The 19,685-nt window shown below is 32.6% G+C and carries 15 protein-coding genes and 3 tRNA genes; 7 read left to right on the top strand and 11 right to left on the bottom strand.

Annotated features, from left to right (window positions below; translation table 11 throughout):
• Positions 1-65 precede the first annotated feature (65 nt).
• The 4 genes from ACKVOV_RS03240 to ACKVOV_RS03225 all read right to left on the bottom strand — a co-directional run bounded on the left by ACKVOV_RS03240 (position 66) and on the right by ACKVOV_RS03225 (position 2,311).
• Positions 66-1,577: a tetratricopeptide repeat protein gene (locus ACKVOV_RS03240; RefSeq protein WP_409205336.1), complete on the bottom strand. Its 1,512-nt coding sequence runs from the start codon at positions 1,575-1,577 to the stop codon at positions 66-68.
• A gap of 437 nt (positions 1,578-2,014) precedes the next feature.
• Positions 2,015-2,097: transfer RNA gene (locus ACKVOV_RS03235), tRNA-Leu, on the bottom strand.
• 43 nt (positions 2,098-2,140) lie between these two features.
• Positions 2,141-2,213 (bottom strand) — tRNA-Lys (locus ACKVOV_RS03230).
• 25 nt (positions 2,214-2,238) lie between these two features.
• Positions 2,239-2,311 (bottom strand) — tRNA-Lys (locus ACKVOV_RS03225).
• Positions 2,312-2,437: 126 nt separating this feature from the next.
• Between ACKVOV_RS03225 and ACKVOV_RS03220 the strand changes: the two genes are divergently transcribed.
• Positions 2,438-2,956 carry a shikimate kinase gene (locus ACKVOV_RS03220; RefSeq protein ID WP_409205335.1) on the top strand — a complete coding sequence of 173 codons (519 nt, stop codon included), beginning with the start codon at positions 2,438-2,440 and terminating at the stop codon, positions 2,954-2,956.
• On the opposite strand, the gene ACKVOV_RS03215 is transcribed toward ACKVOV_RS03220, so the two are convergent.
• Genes ACKVOV_RS03215 through ACKVOV_RS03205 form a run of 3 tightly spaced genes read right to left on the bottom strand, consistent with a single transcriptional unit; the run spans position 2,948 to position 4,414 of the window.
• Positions 2,948-3,445 (bottom strand): phosphoribosyltransferase domain-containing protein, encoded by a 498-nt coding sequence (locus ACKVOV_RS03215; RefSeq protein WP_409205334.1) that lies wholly within the window; start codon positions 3,443-3,445, stop codon positions 2,948-2,950. The genes ACKVOV_RS03220 and ACKVOV_RS03215 overlap by 9 nt on opposite strands.
• A gap of 5 nt (positions 3,446-3,450) precedes the next feature.
• Positions 3,451-4,032 carry a methyltransferase domain-containing protein gene (locus ACKVOV_RS03210; RefSeq protein ID WP_409205333.1) on the bottom strand — a complete coding sequence of 194 codons (582 nt, stop codon included), beginning with the start codon at positions 4,030-4,032 and terminating at the stop codon, positions 3,451-3,453.
• The gene (locus ACKVOV_RS03205; RefSeq protein ID WP_409205332.1) at positions 4,022-4,414 is read right to left on the bottom strand and encodes an RNA-binding S4 domain-containing protein; all 393 of its coding nucleotides are present in this window, start codon (positions 4,412-4,414) and stop codon (positions 4,022-4,024) included. Before ACKVOV_RS03205 ends, ACKVOV_RS03210 begins: the two co-directional genes overlap by 11 nt.
• Positions 4,415-4,490: 76 nt before the next feature.
• Between ACKVOV_RS03205 and ACKVOV_RS03200 the strand changes: the two genes are divergently transcribed.
• A complete protein-coding gene (locus ACKVOV_RS03200; RefSeq protein WP_409205331.1) occupies positions 4,491-5,396 on the top strand; it encodes an FKBP-type peptidyl-prolyl cis-trans isomerase in 906 nt (301 codons plus the stop codon).
• Between the two features lie 74 nt (positions 5,397-5,470).
• Here ACKVOV_RS03200 and ACKVOV_RS03195 read toward each other — a convergent pair whose 3' ends face one another.
• Together ACKVOV_RS03195 and ACKVOV_RS03190 are read right to left on the bottom strand one after the other, a co-directional pair.
• On the bottom strand, positions 5,471-6,424 hold the full coding sequence (locus tag ACKVOV_RS03195) for a transketolase family protein (protein WP_409205330.1): 954 nt from the start codon (positions 6,422-6,424) through the stop codon (positions 5,471-5,473).
• Between the two features lie 79 nt (positions 6,425-6,503).
• Positions 6,504-7,358 carry a transketolase gene (locus ACKVOV_RS03190; protein ID WP_409205329.1) on the bottom strand — a complete coding sequence of 285 codons (855 nt, stop codon included), beginning with the start codon at positions 7,356-7,358 and terminating at the stop codon, positions 6,504-6,506.
• Positions 7,359-7,650: 292 nt separating this feature from the next.
• Here ACKVOV_RS03190 and tgt point away from each other — a divergent pair, with 292 nt between their 5' ends.
• From tgt to dnaB, 5 genes are all read left to right on the top strand, one after another.
• Positions 7,651-8,781 (top strand): tRNA guanosine(34) transglycosylase Tgt, encoded by a 1,131-nt coding sequence (gene tgt / locus ACKVOV_RS03185; RefSeq protein WP_409205344.1) that lies wholly within the window; start codon positions 7,651-7,653, stop codon positions 8,779-8,781.
• 56 nt (positions 8,782-8,837) lie between these two features.
• On the top strand, positions 8,838-9,923 hold the full coding sequence (locus tag ACKVOV_RS03180; protein WP_409205328.1) for an LptF/LptG family permease: 1,086 nt from the start codon (positions 8,838-8,840) through the stop codon (positions 9,921-9,923).
• On the top strand, positions 9,910-10,788 hold the full coding sequence (locus tag ACKVOV_RS03175) for a DMT family transporter (protein ID WP_409205327.1): 879 nt from the start codon (positions 9,910-9,912) through the stop codon (positions 10,786-10,788). The genes ACKVOV_RS03180 and ACKVOV_RS03175 overlap by 14 nt, the downstream gene beginning before the upstream one ends.
• A gap of 286 nt (positions 10,789-11,074) precedes the next feature.
• Positions 11,075-12,028, top strand: coding sequence for an acetyl-CoA carboxylase carboxyltransferase subunit alpha (locus tag ACKVOV_RS03170; protein WP_409205326.1), 954 nt, complete (start codon positions 11,075-11,077; stop codon positions 12,026-12,028).
• A 140-nt stretch (positions 12,029-12,168) separates the two neighbouring features.
• Entirely contained in the window at positions 12,169-13,716 is a 1,548-nt protein-coding gene (dnaB, locus tag ACKVOV_RS03165; protein WP_409205325.1) for a replicative DNA helicase, read from the top strand.
• Positions 13,717-13,786: 70 nt separating this feature from the next.
• Here the strand turns inward: dnaB and ACKVOV_RS03160 are convergent, their stop codons facing one another.
• On the bottom strand, positions 13,787-16,393 hold the full coding sequence (locus ACKVOV_RS03160) for a LamG-like jellyroll fold domain-containing protein (protein WP_409205324.1): 2,607 nt from the start codon (positions 16,391-16,393) through the stop codon (positions 13,787-13,789).
• 144 nt (positions 16,394-16,537) lie between these two features.
• Positions 16,538-19,642 carry a LamG-like jellyroll fold domain-containing protein gene (locus ACKVOV_RS03155; RefSeq protein ID WP_409205323.1) on the bottom strand — a complete coding sequence of 1,035 codons (3,105 nt, stop codon included), beginning with the start codon at positions 19,640-19,642 and terminating at the stop codon, positions 16,538-16,540.
• Positions 19,643-19,685: the final 43 nt, after the last annotated feature.

Below are 19,685 nucleotides of genomic sequence, written 5' to 3'. Positions count from 1 at the left end.
TAACCAATCAAAGTGAAGCAATTTATATTGGGATAAAATGTGACGTACAGCCGGATAAAATGTGACTAATTTAAACCGATTAAGTATTCATAGAGGTTTTCGTTGTCCGGAAGTGTCATTTTAGATATTATTCTTTCTTTTCTTTTCCTACATGAATCTTGAGAAATATTTAGCATCGAAGCAATTTCTTTACTGTTCAAGTTCATATATACGTACGATAAAAAGCGAATATCGTTGGCTGAGAGATTTGAGTGTTCTTTTTTTAATTTCTGAATAAAATCCTTATTTACTTCCTCAAAGTGAGTTAAAAAATCATCCCATTCATCGTTTGAAGATAAATGTTTTTTTAAGGATTGAATTTGATTTACTAAAAAACTATTTTTAGAAACCTGAACTAATTTTGTTAATTCAGATAAAATATCCTCAATCATTTCATTTCGGCCGGATAAGTACAAAGCTTTTACGGACAGTTTTCTATTTTTTATTTCGATCTCATTTTTTAGATGATGTTGTTCTAATTTTGATGCTATTTTGTTTTCTTCAAATTGATTCTCGAGTAACAATATTTTATTTTTCTCATTTTCTAACTCTAATTCTAGAATTTGCTTGTCTCTTTCTGCAATAAGCTTTTTTTGTTTATATTTTTCGGATATATTTTTTAATGTCCAGATAATAAAAGAAAGAATAACTAAAATAGCTATAATAATTGCGTAGAATATCTTTCTTTCATTCTTCGATTTATTTTCATTATTTGCTAACTGATTTTTATAGTTCTGAATATCTAGTTTTACTTTACTGTTCTCATAAAGTCTATTATTTTTAATTTTATCAATTTCTATATTGGCTTTAATAATAGAATCTTTATACTGTAATGCAGCAACATAATTTTTTTTCTTGTAATTAATTTCTGTTATTAGTTCAAAAATTTCAACTTTAGTATTTAAATTTGGATTTTTTTCTAATACTTTATTAGCAAATATTAAAGCTTTTTCGAAATTATTTTCTTTGAGATAGGAGTGAGAAATATTACGTAAGAGTAAAATACCAGTTTCATTATATTCTAAATCTTCAGTGGTTTTTAATAATTCTTCAGCCGATTTTCTTCCTTTTTGGGGATTGCCTTGATAAATATCGCAAACACCAATTCCTATTTTTACAAGTGTAAGAATTTTTGGTTTACTTACTAAAAGTGGTAATGCCTCAGTAAAATAAGCTCTTGCTAATTTCGCATTATTCATTTTACTAGCAAGATTTCCTAGATTAAAGGCATATAATCCAACTTTTGTAGAGTTTTTGTTCTCTTTTGCAATGTTGTAAGCTCGTTTAAAATATTCATTTGCTTTGTCAAATTTTTTTTCTTCTATATATAAAACAGCTATGTTGTTTATAACAATCATTTCATCTTTAGCTTCCAATTTTTTAAGTGCAATAGTATAGGCTTCAATATAATAATTGAGAGCTTCTCCATATTCCAATAACACATAATAATTTGCTCCAATATTGTTTAATGCTAGAAATTCTTGGGGAGCTAAATCATTCTTTTGAGACAAAATTCGAGCTTGAGTAAGCAGTTCCAAGGAATAAGAATTTTGATTTTTATTGAGCGCATCAATGCCTTTTTTAATCAAAGTATCGCATTTTGCTTTTATATTTACTTGCGCATTTGAATTATTTACTAGTAACAAGAAGTAAATGAAAAAGAAAATTCTTTGTAAATAATATTTTTGGAGCATTTTGGAGTCTATAATATTTTTTCAAATATAGTAAGATATAAGTGATTGTAAAAATGACTAAGTTAAAATCAGATTACATTAATTTTTAAGATTCAAAATTACCTAAAATCAAATAAGTTTTCAGTATTTCAAATTGTGTTTCAATCATTTTCTAAATAAATTAGCCTCTTTTTGAAATGCAATGAATGAAGCTATTTGAGTTTTATAGTATGTTGTTTTTGATAAGATAGGAAGTAAAAAAAAAGGGGCAAATCAGATATTTTCTGACTTGTCCCAAGATGTGACCACGGCGGGATTTGAACCCGCACGCCCTTGCGAGCACCAGCCCCTCAAGCTGGCAAGTCTACCGTTTCTCCACGTGGCCTTAAATAAAAAAAGTCATTCACTTGTGGTGAACGACTTTCTTGTGACCTGGCTGGGGCTCGAACCCAGGACCCCATCATTAAAAGTGATGTGCTCTACCAACTGAGCTACCAAGTCATTGCTTGAAGAAATAAAAAAATTGTGACCTGGCTGGGGCTCGAACCCAGGACCCCATCATTAAAAGTGATGTGCTCTACCAACTGAGCTACCAAGTCATTGTATTTCTTCAACGCGGGTGCAAATATAAGAAGTTATTATTCATTTTTCAAAGCAATTTTGTATTAAATTTGTCTTTTTTTCTTAAATATACTCAGTGTGTTAATTTATAAGGTTTTAGCTTCATGAAAAAAATCGTTTTAGTTGGTTATATGGCTTCTGGAAAAACAGAAATAGGAAAATTATTGTCAAAAAAGCTTAATTTACCTTTTTTTGATATAGATCATCTGATAGAAAATGAAGTTTCTAAAAGTATAAATGAAATTTTTGAAGGGAAAGGGGAAATTTTTTTTAGAAAAAAGGAGCACGAAGTATTTGCAAATAAGATAAACTCTGACAGTTCATTTGTGTTAAGCCTTGGTGGTGGGACTCCTTGTTATGCGAACAATCATTTATTTTTAGAAAAAGACGATGTGATTTCAATTTATCTAAAAGGTAACATTGCAACGTTAGTAGAGAGATTAAAAATTAATAAAGCTAAACGACCTCTTCTTAAAGATTTAGTAGGTGAGGAGCTTACAGAATTTGTTGCCAAACATCTTTTTGACCGAAGTTTCTATTATAATCATTGCAAACACACTATTACAATAGAGGACAAATCCCCATTTGATATTATTGAAGAAATTCAGAAAATATTACTCTAAGAAGGCACAATCCTGATTTTCGTTAAAAACTACTTGCACATGTTCTAGCAAGGAAGTTGATAATGAAATTCCTTTAAAATCGGCTTTTATAGGGTATTTCTTGTGGTTTCTGTCTATTAAAACTGCGGTTTTGAACTTCTTCAAATCAACATCAAGAAAATGCCTTACACCATAAATTAATGTCGTTCCAGAGTTAAGAACGTCGTCAACTAATACCAATCCTTTGTTTTGATATTCATTTTTATTGATAGAGGTTGTAACAGGTAAATTCGGATTTTTTTTATCAATATTAACTTCACATAAGATAACTTTGATAGGAGATATGGTTTTTAGTTCTGAAGCAATTTTATTAGCAAAAACACTTCCGTTTCCTTGAATTCCTGCTATAACAATCTCATTTTCATCGATAAAAGTTTCATAAATCTGATATGCAATTCGTTTTATTTTGAATTCAATTTCTTGATGGTTTAAGATAATATTTTGGCTCATGATAGTTATTTTTTTGTAAATATAAAAAACAGTTCCTTTCCTTCTCGTGGTTTGATAGAATTATAAGCAGTTTCTATTGTTTTTATTTTAAAATTATTAGAAAATAAATTTAAATATTCTTCTTTCGATCCTCCAAAAGGTGGTCCAACTTCGGTTAATGGAAATTGAAATAACAAACCAATCAGTTTGCCTTTCGGCGAAAGTAAAGAAAGTATTTTTTGTACATATTTAGCTCTTAATTCAGGGTTTAATGCACAAAAAAAAGTTTGCTCAATGATTAAATCATAACTTCCTTCAAGTTCAAAAAAATCAGAAATTATCAATTGATTTGGATTGCAGTTTGGCATTCTTTCTTTTAAATTATCAATTGGTTTTTGAACATAATCTACAACAAAACTATTGCCAAAACCATTGTTTATAAGGTATTCGAACTCATAACCATTACCACAACCAGGAATTAAGATTTTGATAGATTTGTCATCTATTTGGTCAATGTATTCTTTTATAGGTGTAGTTATTTTACCTGCATCCCAAGCAATATCGTTGGTTTCGTAACGGTTTTGCCAGTATTTTTGATTAAGCTTCATCGGAATCCTCATTTTTTGTGTCAGTACCAAAATCTTCTATATCACGGCGGTCTTTTTTAGTAGGACGTCCGGTTCCATTTTTTCTATAATGTTCTTTGGAGAGTTTTAGTAATTCTAAATGAGCAAACGATTCACTTGGTGTTTCGTCTTTTCTGTATATATCTACTAGTTTTGCTCCCACACGATTATCAGGAATACCTAAAACCGAAATTATATAGGTAATTTGATCTCTTCTAAAAGTGACTTTATCGCCAGCAAATACTTCTTTAGAAGCCTTTGCTACTTGGTTGTTTACTGTAATATGATTTTTTTTACAAGCTTCGGTAACCATATTTCTGGTTTTGTAATAACGTACACACCAGAGAAATTTATCTATTCGCATAAAAATTAAAAAACAAAGTTAAATTTTAAACAAAAATAAATCAAAATTGTATCTTGCACACCTAAAATAGAAGATAATGATTAGAATTTTTAAAGTAGGTTTTATATTTGTAATGAGTTTAATGATTTTTAGTTGTAATAAAACTGATGATCCAGTTAATGCTTATGTTGTTCCTTTTGCTGAACAATATCCTGTAGATAACGCTGCTATTGAAACTTTTTTGAAATCTCATTCAATAACTCCAGTTAATCATCCAGGTTTTTCAGATGATCAAGATGTGACTTTTCCTGCGGTTACTGTTGGAGATCCTTCGTCTATTTGGGGTTCAGATCCACTTAATCCAAAAGCATCATTGTTGCATAAAATAGTAACTAGTAATGATGTCAATTATAAAGTATATTATATCTCACTAAGAGAAGGGACAAATGAAAATCCTACAAGAGTAGATTCAGCTTTTGTTTCATATAAAGGGCGTTTGCTTAATGAGACCGTTTTCGATCAAGCAGAAAATCCAGTTTGGTTTCCTTTAGATAACGTAATACAAGGTTGGAAAGAGATATTACCATTATTTAAAACAGGTGATCCTGGTGTTACAGGTGCTGACGGTACTGTGATTTACTCTAACTTTGGAGCGGGTGTTATGTTTTTACCTTCAGGATTAGGTTATTATAATGGTGGTGTAGGATCTATTCCCTCATATTCGCCACTTATATTTAGTTTTAAATTGAAAGATTTGAATTATGTAGATCATGATCGTGATCGAATAGATTCTAAATATGAAGATGCTAATGGCAATGGAATTTTTACAGATGATGATACAGATGGTGATGGAAGACAAGATTATCTTGATATAGATGATGATGCAGATGGAATTCCTACTAAAACCGAAATAAGAATATCTAATGGTGTTTTTTATAACTTTGCTAGCATCCCTTTATGTACAGATGGAAAGAAAAAACATTTAAGTGCTACATGTCATTAAGATTTTAATCAGTTATTAAATAAAAAAATCCCGTTTCATTTGAAACGGGATTTTTTTATTTAATATAGTACAAATTATTTTCTCTTCACAACTCTTTCGACAGCTTCAACAATTGCTTGGTTGTTTAGTTTGTATTTTTCCATAAGTTGTTCAGGAGTTCCACTTTCGCCAAAACTATCGTTTACTGCTACAAATTCTTGCGGAGCTGGATTGTTTAATGATAAAACTCTAGCAACACTTTCTCCTAATCCTCCAAGCATATTATGTTCTTCGGCAGTAACAATACATTTTGTTTTTGCCAATGATTTTAAAATAGCAGCTTCATCTAAAGGTTTAATAGTATGAATATTTATTACTTCAGCAGAAATTCCTTTAGCTTCTAAAGCTTCGGCAGCTATTAATGCTTCCCAAACTAAATGTCCTGTTGCTAGAATAGTCACATCAGTTCCTTCGTTTAATAAAATAGCTTTTCCGATTTCAAATTTTTCGTCAGCAGGCATAAAGTTAGGCACAACTGGACGACCAAAACGTAAATAAACTGGACCATGATGATCTGCAATTGCCAATGTTGCTGCTTTAGTCTGATTGTAATCACAAGTGTTTATTACAGTCATTCCTGGTAACATTTTCATTAAACCAATATCTTCAAGAATTTGGTGTGTTGCTCCATCTTCACCTAGTGTTAAACCAGCGTGAGAAGCACAAATTTTAACATTTTTATCTGAATAAGCTACACTTTGACGAATTTGATCATAAACTCTTCCTGTAGAAAAGTTAGCAAATGTTCCAGTAAATGGAATTTTTCCACCAATAGTTAATCCAGCTGCAATCCCAATCATATTGGCTTCTGCAATTCCGATTTGGAAAAAACGCTCTGGGTGATTTTTCTTGAAATCATCAAATTTTAAAGAGCCTATTAAGTCAGCACAAAGTGCTACTACATTTTCGTTTGTTTGTCCTAATTCTGTCATTCCAGCACCAAAACCCGAACGGGTATCTTTGCTTCCTGTATTTATATATTTTTTCATTTTTTTTAAATTGAAAGATTAAAAAATTGAAAGATTAAAATAATCTATAATAGAGATTATTAATCAAACAATATTAATTCTAGTAGTCTGAATTACCTCCAGTATTATAATTTTGCGCTAACGCATTTTCTAGTTGAGCATCATTAGGTGCTTTCCCATGCCAAGCATGAGAATACATCATATAATCTACACCATTCCCCATTTCTGTATGAAGTAATACACAAACTGGTTTTCCTTTTCCTGTTCTAGATTTTGCGTCATTCATTCCAGCAAGTATGGCTTCGATATTGTTTCCTTCTTTAATGTCGATAACATCCCAATCGAAAGCTTCAAATTTAGCTCTAATACTTCCCATGTTTAATACTTCGTCTGTTGTGCCATCAATTTGTTTTCCGTTTAAATCGACTGTTGCAATTAGATTATCTACTTTTTTTGCAGAAGCATACATAATGGCTTCCCAGTTTTGTCCTTCTTGCAATTCACCATCACCATGAAGAGTATAAACTAAATTTGAATCATTATTTAGTTTTTTTGCTTGTGCTGCTCCAATTGCTACAGATAAACCTTGTCCAAGTGAACCAGAAGCAATTCTAACACCTGGTAATTGATCGTGCGTTGTTGGGTGACCTTGCAAACGGGTGTTTATTTTTCTAAAAGTAGCTAGTTCTGCTACTGGAAAATAACCGCTACGCGCTAAAACACTGTAAAATACAGGGGAGATATGTCCGTTAGATAGGAAGAATAAATCTTCTCCATAACCGTCCATATCAAAACCTTCTTTACGATTCATTAAATTTTGATAAAGAACTACTAGGAATTCGGTACAGCCTAAAGAACCTCCAGGATGACCTGAATTTACTGCATGTACCATTCGTAGAATGTCTCTACGAACTTGTGTTGTTAACTCTTGAAGTTGTTGTGTGTTTGGTTTCATTATTTGTTATAAAATTAGACTTTGCAAATATATGTTTTTTAGATAATAGATGAATGACAAATAGATGATAGACTTTTCAAAAGTTATTAATTTTTTTTTTTTGCGTGAAGGATAATAGTGTTAGTCGACACCTGAGAAAGAAAGTATGAGGATTATAAGCGGATTGCTTCGCCAGTTTGGCTTTCAGTCTCGGACGCTTCATTCTTTATTGAGTCACGCTCCAAAATTTAAAAATGTTAATTTAATTCATAATTCACAATCGATAATTTATAATTATTTTATATTTGCGGCTATGAAATTTGATTTACTTAAGAAAGACCCACAAACAAAAGCCAGAGCAGGAACCATAACTACCGATCACGGTATTATTGAAACCCCAATTTTTATGCCTGTAGGAACGGTTGCATCTGTAAAAGGTGTTCACCAAAGAGAGCTTAAAGAAGAAATAAATCCAGATATTATTTTAGGAAATACCTATCATTTGTATTTGCGTCCCCAAACTGCTATTCTTGAAAAAGCTGGCGGTTTGCATAAATTCATGAATTGGGACAGAAATATTTTGACTGATTCTGGAGGATATCAAGTATATTCTCTTTCGGCTAATAGAAAAATTAAGGAAGAAGGTGTTAAGTTTAAATCACATATTGATGGTTCTTATCATTTTTTCACACCCGAAAATGTAATGGAAATTCAGCGTACTATTGGTGCGGATATTATCATGGCTTTCGATGAGTGTACGCCATATCCTTGTGATTATCATTATGCAAATCGCTCGATGAAAATGACACATCGTTGGTTAGATAGATGTATTAAGCATTTAGAAAAAGTACCAACAAAATATGGTTATGACCAAACATTTTTCCCTATTGTACAAGGAAGTACTTATAAAGATTTAAGAATGCAATCGGCAGAATATATTGCAAATGCTGGAGCACAAGGAAATGCAATTGGAGGGCTTTCAGTAGGGGAACCAGCGGAAGAAATGTACGCAATGACTGAAATTGTAACTGCAATCTTGCCAGAAGATAAACCTAGATATTTAATGGGAGTTGGAACACCAATAAATATATTAGAAAATATTGCTCTTGGAATTGATATGTTCGATTGTGTGATGCCAACTAGAAACGCTAGAAACGGAATGTTGTTTACCGCGAATGGAACTATTAATATTAAGAATAAAAAATGGGAAGATGATTTTTCTCCCGTTGATGAAATGGGACTCACATTTGTAGATACAGAATATACAAAAGCATATTTACGACATCTTTTTGCTGCCAATGAATATCTTGGAAAACAAATAGCTACGATTCATAATCTTGGTTTTTATATGTGGTTGGTTCGTGAAGCCAGAAAACATATCTTAGCCGGAGATTTCCGTGAGTGGAAAGAAATGATGGTTAAGAATATGAGTCAGAGATTGTAATTTTAGTTATTCGGTTATTTCTGAACCGAATAATTAAATAACCAAATAAACTTTAGATGCTAACAATATTAGATAAATACATTCTTAAAAGATATTTAGCCACTTTTTCGGTGATGCTACTTTTGTTTATTCCTATTGGGATTACTGTTGATGTTGCTGAAAAAATAAATAAAATACTTGAAAATAAGGTGCCACTAGCTAAAGTATTATCTTATTATGTAGATTTTGTTATTTATTTTACAAACTTTTTGTTTCCTATCTTTTTATTTTTATCTATCATTTGGTTTACTGCTAAATTGGCTAATAATACCGAAATTATTGCTATTTTAAGTTCAGGAATTTCTTTTAGAAGGTTCTTACGTCCTTATATTATTGGAGCAACAATGGTATCTTTATTTGCTTTACTTATGGGTTTTTTTCTTGCACCTAAAGCAAGTGAAGGATTTAAGAATTTTAGGTATTTATACCTAATAGGGAATGGTAAGAACGAAATGCGAGAGACAAATGATGTTTACCGACAAATTAGTGATAACGAATATATATATGTAAGTAATTTTAATCAAGAAGCTAAAACTGGATATAATTTTGTTTTTGAAAAATTTGATGGAGAAAGATTAGTATATAAAATTTCTGCCTCATCAATACAATGGAATCCAACAAGTAAGAAATATACATTATTAAATTATAACAAAAGAACGATAGGGGACTTAGATGATAAAATTGAAATTGAAACTTCAAAAAACATGAAATTTAATTTCGATTTAGAAGATTTAACACCAGTAGTATATATAGCTGAAACCTTAAATTGGACAGATTTAAATAAGTTTATAGATAAAGAAATAAAGCGCGGATCTGCAAATATAAATGTATATTTAGTTGTAAAATATAGAAAATATAGTATTCCAATTTCTGCATTTATATTAACGATTATTGCAGTAGCTGTTTCTTCTATGAAGCGTCGTGGCGGAATGGGAATAAACCTAGCTATAGGTATAGCTATTGCATTTAGTTATATATTTTTAGATAAAATATTTAGCACATTAGCCGAAAAATCATCTATCGCACCAATAATTGCAGTTTGGATTCCTAATGTTGTTTTTGGAATTTTAGCTTTTTTCCTCCTCCGAAATGCAAAAAGATAAAGCTATAAATAGTTATCTTCACCTTCATTTAATTGTTTTTATTTGGGGATTTACGGCAGTGTTAGGTAAATTAATCTCGTTAGAAGCATTGCCTTTAGTTTGGTATCGAATGACTTTTGCAACAGTATTTATTCTATTGTTTGTCGTTTTTAAGAAAATATCATTAAAACTTCCTACAAAAACCATAATTACCTTTCTTTTTGCAGGTTTAATAATTGCTTTGCATTGGCTCACTTTTTTTAAAGCCATCAAGGAATCTAATATTTCAGTTACATTAGCTTGCTTATCTACAGGAGCATTTTTTACATCTTTATTAGAGCCAATTTTTTATAAAAGAAAGATAATTGTATATGAAGTTATTTTTGGATTAATTGTAATTACTGGATTATATATTATTTTTAAAGTTCAAGGAAATTACTTTTACGGAATAGTTTTGGCATTAAGTTCAGCATTTCTTTCGGCATTATTTTCGGTTATAAACGGAAAATTTGCTGTAAAGTATAACCCAACCGTTATCTCTTTTTACGAAATTTTAGGAGGGGTATTATGCTTGTCGATATTTATGTTATTTACTCAAAGTTTTACCGTCAGTTTTTTTCAGATTTCAATAAATGATTTAGTTTGGCTGCTCGTGTTAAGTTCCGTTTGTACAGCATATGCATTTATTGCATCTGTTGGTGTGATGAAATATTTGAGTCCATATACAGTCATGCTAACCATCAATCTAGAGCCTATTTATGGGATAATTTTAGCGTTAATTGTTTTTAATGATAAAGAAAAAATGAGTGCGCAATTTTACATAGGTGCTTTAATAATCTTGTCAACAGTAATTCTAAACGGAGTTTTAAAAAACAGGAAAAAGTAATTTTTAGGAGCTATTCAAGCTATCTGTTACAAATGAAGTTCACTGAATTCTACTTATAATAAAAGCTAAGTGAAGTAATATTTTTTGGTGAATAAAAATCGCCTAAAAAATGATTTCCATTTCACCCGAGCCTGAAAGAGCGAACTGGCGAAGCAATCTGGGCTAGGGCATTCAAATTCAAAGGAACTTAATCTTAATAAAGTAAATTTTTCAATCTTTAAATTTTTCAATCTTTAAATTTAAAACTATCTTTGCTTTTCAAACCTAAACAAAATAAAAAAATCTTATGGAATATTTAGATTTTGAATTACCTATAAAAGAACTTCTAGAGCAACTAGATAAATGTCAAGTTATTGGACAAGAATCAGATGTTGATGTTACAAATACCTGTGAACAAATTAATCAAAAGCTTGAAGAAACTAAGAAAAATATATACGGAAATTTAACTGCATGGCAAAGAGTACAATTGTCACGTCATCCAAGTCGTCCTTATACTTTAGAGCATATTACTAACTTAACAAAAGGAACATTTCTTGAACTTTTTGGAGATAGAGGGTTCAAAGATGACAAAGCCATGATTGGTGGTCTAGGAAAAATAGGAGATCAATCTTTTATGTTTGTAGGACAACAAAAAGGAATTAATACAAAAATGCGTCAATTTCGTAATTTTGGTATGCCAAATCCAGAAGGCTATAGAAAAGCACTTCGTTTAATGAAAATGGCTGAAAAATTTAATATTCCAGTAGTTACATTAATAGACACTCCTGGAGCATTTCCTGGAATTGAAGCAGAAGAAAGAGGACAAGGTGAAGCAATTGCAAGAAACATTCTTGAAATGGTAAGGCTTAAAGTGCCAATTATTTGTGTAATTGTGGGAGAAGGTGCATCTGGTGGTGCTTTAGGAATAGGAGTAGGGGATAGAGTACTTATGATGGAAAACACATGGTATTCGGTAATTTCTCCAGAATCTTGCTCTTCTATTTTATGGAAAAGTTGGGAATATAAAGAACAAGCAGCAGAAGCATTAAAACTGACTTCGGCTGATATGAAAAGGCAAAAATTAGTCGATGATATTATCCCAGAACCATTAGGAGGAGCTCATTATGACAAAGCAACTGCTTTCAAAACAGTTGAAGAATATATCCTTAAAGCTTTTAATGAACTTAAAGATTTATCAACAGTAGATTTAGTATCGCAACGAATGGATAAATACAGCAAAATGGGAGAATTCAACGAGTAATTTCTTACTTTAGTTATATAAATCCGAAGCCTTACCGTTTCGGATTTTTTTTTGGTTATTAACAATAATAAATACTTGTCAACATTTTTTTACTAACAATTCAAAAGTGATTTTTTTTATTTTTTCACTACTTTCGCAATATGGAAAATTTCAAGAATATAAACCCTGTAAGAGTAGATAAAACTACGATTATAAACCTAGAAAAAGGAAAGCTGCCACCACAAGTTCTCGATTTAGAAGAAGCTGTGCTTGGTGCTATGATGATTGATAAAAAAGGGGTTGATGAAGTAATTGATATTTTACAACCTGAAGCTTTTTATAAAGATGGGCACAAATACATTTTTGAAGCCATTGTCACTTTATTTAATGATTCTCAACCTGTCGATTTATTAACAGTTTCTGCTCAATTGCGAAAAATGAGTAAACTAGATTTGGCTGGTGGCGATTTTTATTTGATTCAACTTACTCAAAAAATATCCTCTTCTGCACATATCGAGTTTCACTCCAGAATTATTCTTCAAAAATATATTCAACGAAGTTTAATAAAAATATCTTCGGAGATTATAGAAGAATCTTACGATGAATCGACTGATGTCTTCGATTTACTAGACAAAGCCGAATCGAAATTATATGAAGTAACGCAAGGAAATATAAAACGAAGTTCAGAAACAGCACAAAGCTTGGTAATTCAAGCCAAGAAACGTATTGAAGAAATTGCTGGTAAAGAAGGACTTTCTGGAATTGCCACTGGTTTCGAAAAACTAGATAAAGTAACCTCAGGTTGGCAACCGTCAGATTTAATTATCATTGCGGCTCGTCCAGGTATGGGTAAAACAGCATTTGTACTTTCGATGGCGAGAAATGTGGCTATCGATTTTGGTCATGCTGTGGCTTTATTCTCATTAGAGATGTCTTCGGTTCAGTTAATAACACGTTTAATTTCTTCCGAAACAGGTTTGTCATCAGAAAAATTAAGAACCGGAAAGCTCGAAAAACACGAATGGGAGCAGTTGAGTGTGAAGGTTAAGGATTTAGAAAAAGCACCCTTGTATATAGATGATTCTCCATCACTTTCAATATTTGATTTACGTGCCAAAGCAAGACGTTTGAAGTCGCAACATGATATCAAAATCATTATTGTCGATTATCTTCAATTGATGACTGCTGGAGGTGGAAAAGGACCTGGAAATCGTGAGCAAGAAATATCGACTATTTCTCGAAATTTAAAGGCTTTAGCAAAAGAATTAGAAGTTCCCGTAATAGCACTTTCGCAATTATCCCGTGCGGTTGAAACACGTGGATCTAGCAAACGACCTTTACTTTCTGACCTTCGTGAATCTGGAGCAATCGAGCAAGATGCGGATATTGTTTCGTTTATTTATCGTCCAGAATATTATAAAATTGACGAATGGGATGATGATGAACACTCACCAACACAAGGTCAAGCCGAATTTATTATCGCCAAACACCGTAACGGTAGTCTAGAAAATGTGCGTCTGAAATTTATTGGTAATTTAGGTAAATTTGATAATCTTGAAGATTATTCAGGAGGAGATGATTATTTACCATCAACGATGAATTTGGGACAAGACGATAATCCTTTTCAGACTAAAAACTTGCCATCTGCTAATGAAGCTTTTGGAAGTAGTTCTAATGATTTTGATGATGATAGTGATGTTCCTTTTTAAGATAATATTATAAAATATAAAAATGAGGCTTCTTTTTAGGAAGCCTCATTTAGTTTAAATAGTTTTAAAACTATTGCTTAATCAATTTCATTGTTTTAGTTTGATTACTGTCATTAGTTACTTTCATCAAATAAATCCCGCTTGGATAATTACTTAAATCTAATTTTGTAATCCCTAAATCGATAGTTTCTGATTTAATAATTTTTCCAATTAAATCATATACTACTATTGTACCATTTGTATCACTATTGATAGAAAATACATCGCTTGAAGGGTTTGGATATACAGTTAGTTTTGATGAAAATTCGAAATCAGCAGCATTTAAAAATGCTGAACAGGTATTTCCTGTTGTTACACTACCAACCGCAACCCAATTTGAGGTAACGCCTGTAAGGTCAAAACTAGTTAATGTTCCAGTGTTTGTATTTCCACTAGAATCCGTTAAAGTGCTTATTGTTGTATTATTTGCGTTATCAATTCCTTGATTGAATTTGTAATAGGCCACCAATCCAATCTGTCCTGGTGCTAACTCGCAATTCATATTGTTTTGAATTTCGGCTTGCGATAACGCTCTGTTCCAAATACGAACTTCGTCTATTTTACCTCCAAATAAATTTCCTCCATTATCAAAAGCTCCAATCCTTAAGGCATTACCACCAATAAATGGGTCTACGGTTGTGTTGGTACTAACCAAAATTCCGTTGGTATAAAGCTTCATTGTAGTGGTTGCGGCATCGTAGGTCAAAGCAACATGGTACCAAGTATTGGCTACTATTTGTGTTGGATCTTGCACGGAATCCCAAGTGCCGTTGTGTCCAGCAGAAATTCGTTGACCGTTATTTGGAGAGGCAAACAAGGCGTGTTGTCCATCGGAACCTCCAGAAATTATATTGTTTTGAAAGCTTAAATTTGAAGTATAAAACCATGCTTCTTTTGTATACGTGGCAGGCATAATGTTGCCACAAGTTACATAATCGTCTCCGCCGTCAAAACTGAGTGCTGCACCGTCAATGTTTACCTGTACTGCAACTGCAACTCTTGTACTTTCACAAGAATTTAGCGTTTGTGTTACGTAATAAGTCCTTGTATATAAAATAGTTGCGATTGATAATGCTGCTCCTCCATTAGGAACATCGTACCATTTTAATAGTGTACCAGTAGCGGCTAAACTTGCAACAGTTGCAGTAGTATTGAATACCTGTGTTGTTGTTACCGTAGGTAAAGCTGTTGTTTTTACAGTTACTGCAACTGCAGTCCTTGGACCTTCACAAGTCCCTGTGGTTTGGCTTACATAATAAGTCCCTGTGGTCAAAGTAGTTGTACTAGCTAAAGGAATTCCTCCCGTTGCAACATTGTACCATTTAATAGCTGTTCCCGTGGCTGTTAAATTGGCAACTGTAGTTCCAGTACCACTACACAAAGTTTGGGCAGTTGCTACCGATAATAAATTGAATGTTGGACTTGTTGTACCTGTTATTACACTTCCAGGAGTTATCCAGTTTGAATTTGAGCCAGTTAGGGCAAAATTCGTTAATGTACCCGTAAAAGCATTGCCACTTGAATCAGTAGATGTATTGACTGTCGTATTTGTTCCTACTGCAATTCCTTGATTAAATTTATAATAAACAACTAAACCCGTTTGCCCTGAAGACAACTCTGAATTAATATTATTTTGAATCTCACATTGCGTTAAAGCTCTTTTCCAAATGCGGAGCTCATCAATTGAACCCGTAAATCCTTGATTGAAGATAGAAGATCTACCTATATTTAAAGCCGAAGTGCTTGATGAGCTGGAAGAAGTAATTGTACTCGAAACCAAGTTGCCATTTATATATAATGAGCAAGTAGCACCTGTCCAAACCGCTGCAACATGTTGCCAAGAATTTAAACTTATAGGAGTGGTTGTGCCACTAGCAATAGAATAAGTACCACCGCTTCCTGTCGCAAAACGTTCTGATTTTAATATTCCATTATCAACATATAAACAATAATCTCCATCTTTACGAATGATAGATTTTACGCCTGAAAGACTACTTGGATTAATCCATGATTCTAAAGTGAATGATCCTGTACCTAAATTTGAATAAAGCGCATTACTGCCAACACTTACAATATCATTTACACCATCAAAATTTAGTGCACTACCTGCAGCTACAAAAGTTTTAAACCACAAATCATAACCAGAGGAAACTACACCATAATAATAGTAATTCCCATTTGCGTAAACAGAATTTGTTTGGGACGTGTACACTGTACCTGTAATGCCTATTATATCAATAATATAAGTGTTCCCAGCAATTATTGGAACTGTATTAGACAACGTTATTGCCAATTCTTGAAAACTATTAGCAACTGGTGCAGATGAAATAGTAAATATGGTCGTATTCAAAACCGTACCAGAATATCCATTACCTGCAATAATACGAAGTTGAAAATTTCCTGCGACAAATTCAGAATAGAAATTACCAATTCTAATATTTACTTGCGATAAATTGCCTGTAACGCCTGCAACAAAAGATTGACCCGCACTAGAATCGTATGGGCTCACTTTGCATACATAACCTCCATTGCTTGAAGGGGCATTTGATTGGTCTAGAATTTGTCCTATCGAAAAACTACTAACTAGTAATAACATAAGACAAAGAATTTGTCTTTTTAATAGTGTCATTTTTTTCATATTTTTTCTTTTTAAAAATTATATTACAAAGTTGGCGCAATAGAAAATGAATTCATATAGGGGGAAACCCTTGAATTTTAGTAAAAAACAAAAATGCTTCCAAAAAATATTTTGGAAGCATTTCTTATTAAAAACTAAATCTATTTACTGTTTAATCAATTTCATTGTTTTAGTTTGATTACTGTCATTGGTTACTTTAATCAAATAAATGCCACTTGGATAATTACTTAAATCTAGTTTTGTAATACCTAAATTGATGTTTTCAGATTTGATAATTTTTCCAATTAAATCATAAACTACAATTTTTCCATTTGTATCGCTATTTATTGAAAACACATCGCTTGACGGATTAGGATATACTGATAATTTTGATGAAAATTCAAAATCATTCACATTTAAATAAGTAGAACAAGTATTTCCTGTTGTTACACCACCAGTTCCTGTCCAATTTGAAGTGGTTCCTGTAAGTGTAAATCCGTTTAATGTCCCAGTATTCGTATTTCCACTAGAATCTGTAAGTGTAGTTATTGTAGTATTACTTGCGTTATCAATTCCTTGATTAAATTTATAATAAGCTACTAATCCTGTTTGCCCTGAACCTAATTCGCAATTCATATTATTTTGAATTTCCGCTTGAGGCAAATCACGATTCCAAATACGGACTTCGTCCATTTTTCCTTGAAAAATTTCCCCATAACCATTATTTCCCATTATAATTGGAGCAGTACTAGCGGGTAAAGTATATGATGGAGTACTTGTGGTACCAACATTAACACCATTAACATATAATTTTAATGTTACCCCATCAAATACCATAGCAACGTGTTGCCAAGTATTAGGAATAACTGTTCCTCCTGTGACAACGTATGTACCAAAACCAACAAAGCAATCAAAATTAGTACCATTTGTACGTAAATCGAATTGTGTAGGTAAACCGCTTCCATGGTTACAAATAAATGTTTTTATGCCTGTTGTATTAGTTGTTTTCACCCAAGCTTCTGCTGTAAGTTTATTAGTTCCACTTAATAAAGTTGTTATTGGATTTCCAAAACTTACTTGGTCATTCACTCCATCAAAATCTAACGCAGCTCCATTAATATTTACTTGAACTGCTGTTCTTGGACTTTCGCAACCTGCTATGGTTTGAGAAATATAATACAGACCAGTTGCTAATGGTGTTGTACTTACTAAAGCGGCTCCACCTGTTGAAACTGCATACCATTGCAAAGTAGTTCCTGTTGCTACTAGGTTGGCAACTGTAGCTCCTGTATTAAAAGCTTGTGGACTCACAACAGATAAAAGAGTTGGACTCATCGTTCCGGTAACAACTGCTCCTGGAGCCGTCCAGTTTGATGTAGTTCCAGTAAGAGCAAAACTATTCAATGTTCCTGTATTAGTATTCCCACTAGAATCGGTTAGCGTATTTATTGAAGCATTATTTCCAGAAGCAATCCCTTGATTAAACTTGTAATAAGCCAACAATCCTATTTGACCTGATTGCAACTCAGTATTCATGTTGTTTTGAATTTCACATTGTGACAATGCTCTTCTCCAAATACGAACCTCATCAATATTTCCAACAAACTTTTCATTAGCTAAATTTTTACCCATTCTAATTGGATTTGCTAAAGTTACAAAACTACTCCCTGTTACACCTGTAGTTGTATTTTTAAGTACTCCATTGATGTAAATTTTTATATCGATTCCGTTCCAAACACCTGCAATATGCTGCCATGTGTTTAAAGTTAGAGAATTTACTGCACCAACTGCCTGATATCCTGCACCACAATTTACCCAAAAAGCATAATCTGTACCCGATTCTTTTCTAAGCATAAATTGCATATTATTTGCAGATGTATTATAATTACCTACTATCATACCAAAATTATTTCCTAAACCATTACTTACTGCTGTTGGATATACCCAAGCTTCGACTGTAATTGTGTTTATAGGGTCGATAGCTGTTGCAATAGCTGTTCCAAGATCTACATAATCTGTAGTGGCATTAAAATTTAAAGAAGCGCCATTAATATTTACTTGAACCGATCTTCTTAGACTTTCGCAACCTGCTATGGTTTGAGAAACATAATACAAACCAGTTGCTAATGGTGTTGTACTTACTAAAGCGGCTCCGCCTGTTGAAGCTGCATACCATTGCAAAGCAGTTCCAGTTGCTACAAGATTGGCAACGGTAGCTCCTGTATTAAAAGTTTGAGGGGAAGTAGCTGTTGGAATTGCAGTTGTATTTATTGTCACGGTCACTGCCGTTCTAGGGCTTTCACAAGTTCCAGTAGTTTGTGTCACATAATAAGTTCCAGTAGCTAATGCTGTTGTAGAAACCAAAGCAGTTCCTCCTGTAGCAACATTATACCATTTGATAGTGGTTCCTGTAGCAGTTAAATTGGCAACTGTTGAACCAGTACAAAAAACTTGAGGACTTGTAACCGACAAAGGAGTTGGGCTCATCGTTCCTGTAACCACACCTCCTGGTGTTACCCAGTTTGAGGTAGCTCCAGTTAATGCAAATCCGTTTAATGTTCCTGTATTAGTATTCCCACTAGAATCAGTTAGAGTAGTTATTGCAACATTGTTTCCAGATGCAATCCCTTGATTAAATTTGTAATAAGCTACCAGTCCTACTTGTCCAGAAGGTAATTCGCCATTCATGTTGTTTTGAATTTCACATTGCGGTAATACTCTATTCCAAATGCGAACTTCATCTAATTTGCCACCAAGTAGATTTTGGACAGCATCAAAAGAACCAAGTCGTAAAGCATTACCACCTATAAAAGGGGGTACACTTGTATTTGTTGAAACTAAAACACCATTTTTATATAATTTCATCGTAGTGGTTGCCGCATCATAAGTCAAAGCAACATGATACCAAGTATTAGCTATTATTGGAGTTGGATCTTGCACTGAATTCCAAGTGCCATTGTGTCCAGCAGATAATTTGTTTCCATAAGTAGCTGAAGGATACAATGCATGTTGCCCATCGGCTCCTCCAGAAATAAGATTGTTTTGAAGTCCTAAGTTTGACACATAAAACCACGCTTCTTTAGTATACGTTGCAGGCATGATATTTCCTATTTGTACATAATCGTTGGCACCATCAAAATCTAACGCCGCACCTGCTTGACTAAACATAGTATTGGTCAACAAGACAAAAACCAAAGCGGCTACTATTTTTGTGAAAATTTTTCTTCCTATTGAAGCATGATTTTTTGTTCTAAGTACATTTCTTCTCATAATTTATCTTTTATATTAATGTTAAAAAAATTGATTACCTCGG

The organism is Flavobacterium sp. (genome assembly GCF_046153165.1).
Classification (GTDB): domain Bacteria; phylum Bacteroidota; class Bacteroidia; order Flavobacteriales; family Flavobacteriaceae; genus Flavobacterium.
This window is presented reverse-complemented; position numbering and strand designations above follow the sequence as displayed.

What these genes read in the sequence shown, in the direction of transcription:
- ACKVOV_RS03175 (WP_409205327.1), top strand. Translation starts at nt 9,910, where the DNA reads ATGCAAAAAGATAAAGCTATAAATAGTTATCTTCACCTTCATTTAATT.
- ACKVOV_RS03200 (WP_409205331.1), top strand. Translation starts at nt 4,491, where the DNA reads ATGATTAGAATTTTTAAAGTAGGTTTTATATTTGTAATGAGTTTAATG.
- tgt (WP_409205344.1), top strand. Translation starts at nt 7,651, where the DNA reads ATGAAATTTGATTTACTTAAGAAAGACCCACAAACAAAAGCCAGAGCA.
- ACKVOV_RS03155 (WP_409205323.1), bottom strand. Translation starts at nt 19,642, where the DNA reads ATGAGAAGAAATGTACTTAGAACAAAAAATCATGCTTCAATAGGAAGA.
- ACKVOV_RS03215 (WP_409205334.1), bottom strand. Translation starts at nt 3,445, where the DNA reads ATGAGCCAAAATATTATCTTAAACCATCAAGAAATTGAATTCAAAATA.
- dnaB (WP_409205325.1), top strand. Translation starts at nt 12,169, where the DNA reads ATGGAAAATTTCAAGAATATAAACCCTGTAAGAGTAGATAAAACTACG.
- ACKVOV_RS03180 (WP_409205328.1), top strand. Translation starts at nt 8,838, where the DNA reads ATGCTAACAATATTAGATAAATACATTCTTAAAAGATATTTAGCCACT.
- ACKVOV_RS03205 (WP_409205332.1), bottom strand. Translation starts at nt 4,414, where the DNA reads ATGCGAATAGATAAATTTCTCTGGTGTGTACGTTATTACAAAACCAGA.
- ACKVOV_RS03210 (WP_409205333.1), bottom strand. Translation starts at nt 4,032, where the DNA reads ATGAAGCTTAATCAAAAATACTGGCAAAACCGTTACGAAACCAACGAT.
- ACKVOV_RS03190 (WP_409205329.1), bottom strand. Translation starts at nt 7,358, where the DNA reads ATGAAACCAAACACACAACAACTTCAAGAGTTAACAACACAAGTTCGT.
- ACKVOV_RS03220 (WP_409205335.1), top strand. Translation starts at nt 2,438, where the DNA reads ATGAAAAAAATCGTTTTAGTTGGTTATATGGCTTCTGGAAAAACAGAA.
- ACKVOV_RS03160 (WP_409205324.1), bottom strand. Translation starts at nt 16,393, where the DNA reads ATGAAAAAAATGACACTATTAAAAAGACAAATTCTTTGTCTTATGTTA.
- ACKVOV_RS03195 (WP_409205330.1), bottom strand. Translation starts at nt 6,424, where the DNA reads ATGAAAAAATATATAAATACAGGAAGCAAAGATACCCGTTCGGGTTTT.
- ACKVOV_RS03170 (WP_409205326.1), top strand. Translation starts at nt 11,075, where the DNA reads ATGGAATATTTAGATTTTGAATTACCTATAAAAGAACTTCTAGAGCAA.